Origin of the sequence: Burkholderia territorii (genome assembly GCF_902833055.1) — a bacterium.
Lineage (GTDB): Bacteria > Pseudomonadota > Gammaproteobacteria > Burkholderiales > Burkholderiaceae > Burkholderia > Burkholderia territorii.
Map to the genome: position 1 here is coordinate 1 of NZ_CADFEJ010000178.1, position 421 is coordinate 421.

Consider the following 421-nt stretch of genomic DNA (forward strand, 5'->3'; position numbering starts at 1 on the left):
AGCGTCGCCAGCCGCGCGATCAGGAAGTGCTGGGCCAGGCTTGGCGGCGCGTTGATCCGCACCAGGCCGCGCGGGCTGTCGTCGGTGCCGCCGCGGCCCAGTTGCGCGGCGGCGGCTTCCATCTCGCTGGCCGAGCCGAGCGTGCGGGTGCCGGCCGCCGTCAGCACGTAGCCGTCGGGGCGGCGCTCGACCAGCCGTTCGCCCAGCGGCTGTTCGAGCGACAGGAGGCGCCGCGAGATGGTGGCATGCGACACCGACAGGGCTCGTGCCGCCGCCGACAGGCTGCCGTGACGCGCCAGCGCGACGAATACGCGGATGTCCTCCCAGTCGGGTGTTGGACGAATTTGATCAGCCATTGTCGAGAGTTTGGGAATTTTCGAACATGGAACGGCAGCCTAGCATGGCCTCCTCCACCAACCGA

The 421-nt window shown here is 69.6% G+C and carries 1 protein-coding gene; it reads right to left on the reverse strand.

The window, feature by feature from the left end; translation table 11 throughout:
- Nucleotides 1-356 (reverse strand): LysR family transcriptional regulator (locus HW466_RS31605; protein ID WP_176316196.1); only part of this gene is annotated, 356 nt, incomplete at its 3' end.
- Nucleotides 357-421: the final 65 nt, after the last annotated feature.